Origin of the sequence: Shewanella sp. SM95, from assembly GCF_025653595.1 — a bacterium.
GTDB lineage: Bacteria > Pseudomonadota > Gammaproteobacteria > Enterobacterales > Shewanellaceae > Shewanella > Shewanella oncorhynchi.
The window spans coordinates 50,386-57,921 of the sequence record NZ_JAKKSE010000026.1; the positions used below are offsets into that span (position 1 = coordinate 50,386).

A 7,536-nucleotide genomic window follows, 5' to 3' on the forward strand; every position below is an offset into this window, starting at 1 on the left:
GAATGGTTGTTTATTGGTAATCGCGTTGTTTAAGGCCGTGGCTAGTGTTAACATCACTTCTACTGACATAAATACTCCGAATAAGTATGTTTGTTGGTGCATGACAGGTCAGGCTTGGCGGTCGGCCTGTCAGTTTCTTTTTACTACTGGTTTTTAGCTTCTACTAAATCAATTAAGAATTGTTTTAGCTTCTCAAGCTCTTGCTCCGACAACCTTGTCACTTCCACCTTTGTCTTTCGGTTTTGAGTAGATAATCTAGCCCAACGATTGCGGTCATTACCCTCTGCAATTTTATCATTTGCCAACTTCTTGGGTTTTAATTGCTTATCGAAATCTTCAAACACCTTCAGTATCTGACTGTTTTTCTGGCCATCAACATCGAATAATCCCGCTACCGATGTTCCGCTTTCATTTGCATCTATGCGAATGTTTTCTATTGCCGATAGTAAATGCTCGTTCAATAAAACGGAAAGTTGATGCTTTTGAGTAATGTCATAAAGAGCCATAATCTGTGTCGAACTTAAAGCAGAAGGGCAGGGGAACAACTCAATAATTTCATCTGGAATTTCTGTGGCCTTTAGCGCTCTCGTTACATACGAATAAGAAACGTCGAATTGAACAGCTAGATCTCTAAGGGAGAGTTTTTGAGGCTTTTCTTTTTCGTCATTGTTAGCAATCTCAATCTCGTTTTTAGCGAGTGCTTTTTTCATCTGAAAACCAGCATCTCGGTAACTGTACTTTTCTGAGGTTTGGACGTATTTAACGATTTCGTGAACTTCTTCTTCCGTGAGCTCAAAATCAGTAAACAGCACATTTAGACCGGAACCCTCTAAGATTGCTGCCATGCGGCGGCGCTGACCATCAAACAAGTGATAGCCAGTTGAATCTCGTGTTGCCAATGCATCTGAAAATTGCACTTTTGCTATTGTTTCACGGATGCGCAGCAATGAATTTGGAGTTACATCGGCATCGGGACGCGGGTTAAATGGGTGTACAAAAGACTTTGTTTTGAGTTCTTCTGCCGTTAAGTGCTTACGAGTGAATGTAAGAGTACGACCACTGGACAATTTAATTTTAATTGCAGCGGCTGATTCGTTCCGTACATCAGTATTAGCAACGAGTGCAGACTCAGCAGATTCTGGATGTAATTGGCTATTTAAACCAGCAGAGTCAATTAAGGATCTTCCGAAGGGTACGCGTTTACGTGCTTCTTTAGGATTAGAAACCATATTCTGATCCTCTAATTCTTGAAATGTGTTGGAATAGCGCCAAGGTAAATTGGTCTAGTGACTCTCTAGCTTTTTTAAGGGCTTTTGAGTCCCCTGTGTAGCTACCAGGATGTACTGACACAACGGTATCAAATGTTTCTGCACAACGCTTGAAAGCAGATAATTCAGGAATGCTAGCCATCATCATGTCTTCAGCAAAAACAGCGTTAGCAATCATTGAGCTGTTAATATCCTGTTCGCTCTGCGAATACTTAGACATAAATGCCAAATGGCCTTTTAGATTTGTTGCTGCGCCTTCTGCTTCTAAATGATCTAGCATTTCAGGAATACGAGTCACATATTGCAATGTTGAATGCAAATCGACAGTTGATGGTGGTAACGGAGTAACTAAGACGTCAGCTGCACACAATGCGCTTTTTAAAAGTGAGTCTAAGTGTGGGCCGCAGTCGATAAAGATAAAATCGTAATCGTTGATCAGCTTTTCACACACGTTGCGAGATAAAGCCTCAAACGGATTAATATCCGAACCAAAACGCTGAACGCATAGAGCTTCCCATTGTGAAGCAATAAACGCATCTGCGATGCTTGAAGGTATGATGTCTACACCTGGAACTTGAGTAGGTATGACAAACTCATCTAATAGCTCTTCACGGGTCAGGTCTTGAAACACCGCTTGTACAACTGTGTTATCAATAGTGCCAATAGAGTTTTTATGGCTCATGAACATACTGGCTGAGCTTTGAGGATCAATGTCCAGCACTAACACTTTTAAGTCATGCTGGATCATTTCAGAGTGGCAACGTAACGCTTGGGCAATGTTCACTGTAGAAACTGTCTTACTTACACCGCCTTTGAGGTTACAAAGGAATACTACATAGCCGCGTTCAAATTTTTCTCTTAACGCTTTGTGTCCACGATGCTTGTAAATATCGATTACCTGTTCAACAGTGAGATCATAAACCTCAACACTACCGTTTAGTTTTTTATCGAATTTGTAACCGGCAGCTTCCATCTCATTAATCGACTTTTCCACGATTTTACGTGTAAGGCCTCTCAAGTTGGCTAATGCGCCTTTTGAGTAACGCTGGTGAAAGGTGTCTAAACCAAATTCGATTTTGTGCTTAGAAATAGAGTCTGACATTGTATTGAGCATTTTACGTGCTCTGTCAGCAGTGATTTGCATTTTGTCTCTGAAGTGATCATTCATCGAAATTTAACTCCATTTATCAATTGCGTATAAGACTACTGCTAAAAGGTGTGGATTTCAATAGTAAGTGCGTAAAAATACACACCTCATATTGAGTGAGTTATTTTCCGCACCTTGTAGCTAGTTTTTGACTGCATGAGATAAATCCACTGAATAATCCCAGAGAGATTTTCATTATGATTAGTAGGGGGTTTTTTAGTGATATTGTCTAAAATGATCGTAATGCCCATTAGTGCATTGGTTCAGGTCTTAATGAGGGGGTTGATGCTTTTGATCTTAAGAAGATCAAATAAACGATCTATTTGCTTGGGATTATAAAAAAATATGATCTTTTTATTAAGAACTATGAAAGATATAAAGATCTATAAGGAAAATATTACCTTAATTTTTCAGCAACTTAAGATAGTTTTTTAAATAGTTTTTTCGCTTTACTCCTAGATCTAACTCGTCGATTACCCAGATCTAACTCGCTTTACACCCAGATCTAATTCGTGATCAAACTTGAGTCTACTCGTGTAATACCCTGATTTTACTCGTGTTACCCATAGAGTTTATTAGTGTACTTATCCACAACCTAAAAATTAGCTTATTTATTGTACTAAAAATAGGGTTGACTCCCTAAATTGAATAAACTTTGTACTTAAACAATTAGTTTATTCGTGTGACTCATAGAGTTTATACGTGTCGAGACATGTAGTTTACTCGTAATATTTTCAATGTAAGTCCTTGATACATAGGTTTTAAGATTTTTGACTAAATACTCATGTAGTTTGCTAGTGTATATACCAGCAGTTTACTCGTGACTTTCTGTGTATTTTATTCGTGTGCAACCCAGTAGTTTACTCGCAATTGAGTAAACTACTGGAATAGATCTAGGGAGTGATAGGGGAGGAGTTATTTGTTGGTTTCGACGTTTAACAAGAAGTCTAATTTATCGAGGGCTGAACTCTTTAGTTTGGGCCGTTCCGATTCTGTATAGTTTTCCGCTTTTTCAATTGAAATTTTTCGGTAGTGTTTGTAGATATCGTAAAATAACTCTCTACAGCGGGGTCTGTATTTTTCATAGTGTGTTGAAAGTACGTAGTATGCGACGGCCAGCTGCTCGGTCTCTTCCTGTGTAATCTTTTCTTTCTTCAAACGGAGGCGATTTTCTGCATTCATTGCGACTTCCGCTGCCGCCTCGAGATCCATTGGATGCAATTTAATGAATTGATCTATCCAAAGGTACTCGAACTCGATGCTCGTGATTTTGTTGCCAGTTTTATTTTCGATAATGCCATGACGTTTTTTGCCCGACGCATCTGTGTTGAAAAACATCAATTCGTCACCACAGGCTTCTTCTATTTCTTCAATCGACTTTACAAGTGCCTGATTAACGAACACCGATGTGTCCTTCATCGTTTTCTTGCCTGGAAGATAGTTATCTTTGTCGTCAACTAACCCGAAAACACCTTTGAGCGTTATAACGTCTGTTTTATACAACTGCTTGTCAGGTGTTTTGAACCGAGATAATAGGTCATACATCGGTTTAGAGTATTTACCTCGCAGTCGTAGGAATCTTGCTACGTTGACCGAAGCATAACCCTTAGAAGCATCGTGGAAGAAATCTCTCAAATCATAGTTTGGAACCATTGTTAACTTTCCTCGAGCGTATTTCACTGTAGGAAAAAGCACGGATGATTCAAATTCATGAGTTGTTGGGTGCTCTGCTAGAACAGTTCGTTTCTGAAGCCGAAGTGCCACAGGTTTAATTGTTGCAGCTAGGCTTTTGGATTCGACTTCCAGCCAATCAGCCAATCTTGAAGCTGGGATAGAAATTTCGAGCTGGGTATCTTCTTTCCATTCTGTCTTTTGCATCTGGATCAGAAATAGAGCTAGTAGATTTTGCTCATGAGTCGTCATTGAAATGCGACTGTAGATTAAATTGTGGTTCTTTCTATAAGTCTGAGGCAGCTGCGCTTCAGGATGAACATCAAATTTGTCAGTTTTGACCTTTTTCGATGTTGTTGTTACCCCATCTGAACCATTTTGAATCTGCGTGTTGTTTGTTTTATCTGTCATGGCATCCTCCCGTAGCATCAATATAACGGTCACCAAATAGCTATTCCATATTTTTTTCGTGTTTACTCCATATTTTTTTCGTGTCCTACCAATTTTTACAAGTTGACTCCTATATTTTATTCGTGTTTCTCAATATTATTTTCGTGTTTCTCAATATTATTTTCGTGTTTGCACAATATTTTACTCGTAATACACCAATATTTTATTCGTGTAATCCATATAGTTTACTCGTCTTAAAATGTGATTAAAATTCGTCATTCAAGTGTAAGCTGCTGTTCTATATATATTTATTTTCCATGCTGAACAACAGGATCTTTCAAGTAAAAATCTGTATTTTTTTTGCGCAATTTTGTTAAGTTTTTGATTCAGATTTTTTCAAGGAGGAAAAATGATTTGTAATTTGCGTTAGTTGATGATTTTAAATGTAATTTTCTGGAGCAGATAGATTTTGATCTATATATTTGTGTATCAGTATTGATTTTTAGCATCAAACTGTGAAAGCCACTCCAGAGCAGACGAGAAAAATCTATGAGTAGACGAGTAAACTCTGGTGGTCACACGGTATTTATATTGAAATTCTGCGGTGAATCGTGGCAGGGGAGGGGATAGCAAATTTGCGTGAATTGATTCAGGTGCGAATATCGGGCCATCTTTCCCTGATTGCGAGGCATTCATGAAACTATCCAGCTCTAGTCAGTTAACCGATTTACTGTCTTCGTTGTGGCCCGATAACGAAGTTAACGCCTTACACAGTCTGCTTTCATTGTTTGACACGTTAATTAACCACGGTGCCAGAGTTTGCGAGCAGCCAACGCCGGATATTACTCCCGCTCAAAAGGCGTTGTTTGTTCACGCTGTCTATTCAGAGATTTCGAGCGGCAATCTCGACCCAATTGGTAAAGCATTTAGTTTCTATGGTGCCGATGCAGTGCTTACTCACGACAAGCAGGATTTCCGCTTGTGTATCCATGCTGGTGATCGTCAGCCATTAACTGTGAAATCGTATTCGTCATTGAAGTCCGGTACTGGGCTGGACGTGCAGGGTTATCTGTTACAGCTGGCCAACGGTTGTCTAAGCAACAACGTAAACGATCCATTTCATTCTCTTTGGATACGACTAGAAGATCCGAGCCGTAGCAAGCTAATTGCCGCATACGTGCAGATTACTCTGCTAATGAAAGCGATTTCTAAGCGAGTAGGTAGGGCGGTATCACCGTTTTGTGTGGAACTGGTGGCAAGCAATATTTAAATATACAAAATTTGTGCGATTATGAGTCTGTGTTTTAATATACTCGTTAATTACTTCTTTGGAGAGAGCTAAATGGGTTCAGTTAATAAAGTTATCATCGTTGGTAATATCGGTCAGGATATTGATTTTAAAACACTTACTAGCGGTTCAAGCGTAGCAAATTTCAGTGTGGCCACGAGTGACACTTGGAAAGACCAAGCGGGTATTCAGCAAGAGGTGACCGATTGGCACAAGATTGTTGTCTGGGGCAAGCTGGCAGATATTATTAATCAATACGGTGGTAAAGGCCGTCAGGTCTATATTGAAGGCAAGCAAAAGACTCGTAAATATAAAGATGCTAACGGCCAAGACCGTTACACAACAGAGGTAGTCGTGGACTTTGATGGTCAGGTACAGCTTTTAGGTAGCTCACAAAAGGACAGTGCTGGCCAAAGCTCTGGTTACCAGCAAAATGCCCCGCAGCAGCAAGGTTACCAGCAAAATGCTCCACAGCAACAGCAACAGGGCGGTTACCAGCCTCAACCACAGGGCGGTTACCCACAAAATACACAGAAACAGAATTATAACTATCGTCGATAACTCGTAGGGATTATTCAAATGGCCGCTTTTTAGCGGCTTTTGTTCTGTCCACTGGGGCTCATAAAGCCTGCGGCGCCATGCCTTTAACTGGCCGATCCCAATAAGTCGGAGCCAAAATATTTTCAAATATGGGTTTAATGGATTCGGGAGAAAGGCAAAGCGAATTTATGCTTGCTCGAAAGAAATCGATGTTATCCGCAAACATTAATCTTAAATTTTTCAATAGTGCTATATAAGGATGTTTCTGTGAAATACAAGATGTTATCACTGGCCATCACAGTCTCTCTTGCAGGCGCAATCCACGCAAGTGAGTTTCCGCTCCCAATGAGCGGTTTTTTGTGCGTAATTTACAACCATATATGGTGACCGGAAATATTTAAGTAATAGGTTAACAGAGTAAGTTGATTCGTGCCTGGGAACCCCGAATTTTTGCGTGAATTTCCCAATATGAGTTAATGAGCATGAGTCAAATGGCTCGATAATTTTGAGAGGAAAGGGTAGTGGAAATACTGAATATTGCTGACATCAATGTGGCTGAATACGTTGAATACGATACGCCAGAGCAAACGCCTGTCTGGGCATGGATTGAAGAAATCGCGACCTATGGGCATCTGAAGAACCATGACGCGGATAACTGCGGCATTTGGGAGTTCGTTGTGAACACAAGCTGTATTACCGATGAAGATAGTGATGTATCAATCGAAGACGCGCCGAAGGAAATCCAAGGTGCAGTCCGAGAGGCCATTGATAATGGCGCTGCCTATATTCTGTTTCATCAAGGCACCTAAGAAGCTGCCTTAGATTTAATTTAGCCCCATGATAGATTTGGTTCTATCGGGGGTTTTTGTGTTAAATTGCTGATGAAACTGAGAAAAACAAGTGTTGTATTAAGCATATCCAAGCGTAATTCACAAAATCTGTGGATAAAAGGAAGCCTAAATTGACTGCTCCCCTCCCTAAAGGAAGGGGATTCTTGTTTCAAGGCGTTATGCCCGAAGTTCATTAGAACAATCGGGACTTACTTACGCTCCACAAGCTAACACCGCTTGCCCAGCGGCTTTGATATTAATAGCGGCATTGGTATCACGGTCTAAGCGCGCTTCACACGCTGGACAAGTCCAATGCCTTATATGTAACGGTAGAGAATCAACTACGTGACCACAGCAATTACAACGCTTACTAGACGGATACCACTTGTCAATCTGGACAAG

7 protein-coding genes are annotated in these 7,536 nt (G+C 40.3%); 3 read left to right on the forward strand and 4 right to left on the reverse strand.

Annotated features, from left to right (window positions below):
* Positions 1-143: 143 nt before the first annotated feature.
* The 3 genes from L5M29_RS20540 to L5M29_RS20550 all read right to left on the reverse strand — a co-directional run bounded on the left by L5M29_RS20540 (position 144) and on the right by L5M29_RS20550 (position 4,497).
* Complete coding sequence (locus tag L5M29_RS20540; RefSeq protein ID WP_263169779.1) at positions 144-1,229, reverse strand: hypothetical protein; 1,086 nt, start codon at positions 1,227-1,229, stop codon at positions 144-146.
* Positions 1,219-2,436: an AAA family ATPase gene (locus tag L5M29_RS20545; RefSeq protein WP_259216125.1), complete on the reverse strand. Its 1,218-nt coding sequence runs from the start codon at positions 2,434-2,436 to the stop codon at positions 1,219-1,221. Before L5M29_RS20545 ends, L5M29_RS20540 begins: the two co-directional genes overlap by 11 nt.
* A gap of 894 nt (positions 2,437-3,330) precedes the next feature.
* Positions 3,331-4,497 carry a replication initiation protein gene (locus L5M29_RS20550; protein WP_263169783.1) on the reverse strand — a complete coding sequence of 389 codons (1,167 nt, stop codon included), beginning with the start codon at positions 4,495-4,497 and terminating at the stop codon, positions 3,331-3,333.
* Between the two features lie 673 nt (positions 4,498-5,170).
* Here L5M29_RS20550 and L5M29_RS20555 point away from each other — a divergent pair.
* The 3 genes from L5M29_RS20555 (at position 5,171) to L5M29_RS20565 (ending at position 7,113) form a co-directional block, all read left to right on the forward strand.
* Positions 5,171-5,746, forward strand: coding sequence for a hypothetical protein (locus L5M29_RS20555; protein WP_259216127.1), 576 nt, complete (start codon positions 5,171-5,173; stop codon positions 5,744-5,746).
* A 72-nt stretch (positions 5,747-5,818) separates the two neighbouring features.
* On the forward strand, positions 5,819-6,325 hold the full coding sequence (ssb, locus tag L5M29_RS20560) for a single-stranded DNA-binding protein (protein WP_263169786.1): 507 nt from the start codon (positions 5,819-5,821) through the stop codon (positions 6,323-6,325).
* A 500-nt stretch (positions 6,326-6,825) separates the two neighbouring features.
* Positions 6,826-7,113, forward strand: a complete 288-nt coding sequence (locus L5M29_RS20565) for a hypothetical protein (RefSeq protein ID WP_263169789.1) — start codon at positions 6,826-6,828, stop codon at positions 7,111-7,113.
* A 234-nt stretch (positions 7,114-7,347) separates the two neighbouring features.
* Here the strand turns inward: L5M29_RS20565 and L5M29_RS20570 are convergent.
* Positions 7,348-7,536, reverse strand: a 189-nt coding sequence (locus L5M29_RS20570) for a zinc ribbon domain-containing protein (protein WP_263169791.1), incomplete at its 5' end; no start/stop codon positions are given.

What these genes read in the sequence shown, in the direction of transcription:
- L5M29_RS20545 (WP_259216125.1), bottom strand. Translation starts at nt 2,436, where the DNA reads ATGAATGATCACTTCAGAGACAAAATGCAAATCACTGCTGACAGAGCA.
- L5M29_RS20540 (WP_263169779.1), bottom strand. Translation starts at nt 1,229, where the DNA reads ATGGTTTCTAATCCTAAAGAAGCACGTAAACGCGTACCCTTCGGAAGA.
- L5M29_RS20555 (WP_259216127.1), top strand. Translation starts at nt 5,171, where the DNA reads ATGAAACTATCCAGCTCTAGTCAGTTAACCGATTTACTGTCTTCGTTG.
- ssb (WP_263169786.1), top strand. Translation starts at nt 5,819, where the DNA reads ATGGGTTCAGTTAATAAAGTTATCATCGTTGGTAATATCGGTCAGGAT.
- L5M29_RS20550 (WP_263169783.1), bottom strand. Translation starts at nt 4,497, where the DNA reads ATGACAGATAAAACAAACAACACGCAGATTCAAAATGGTTCAGATGGG.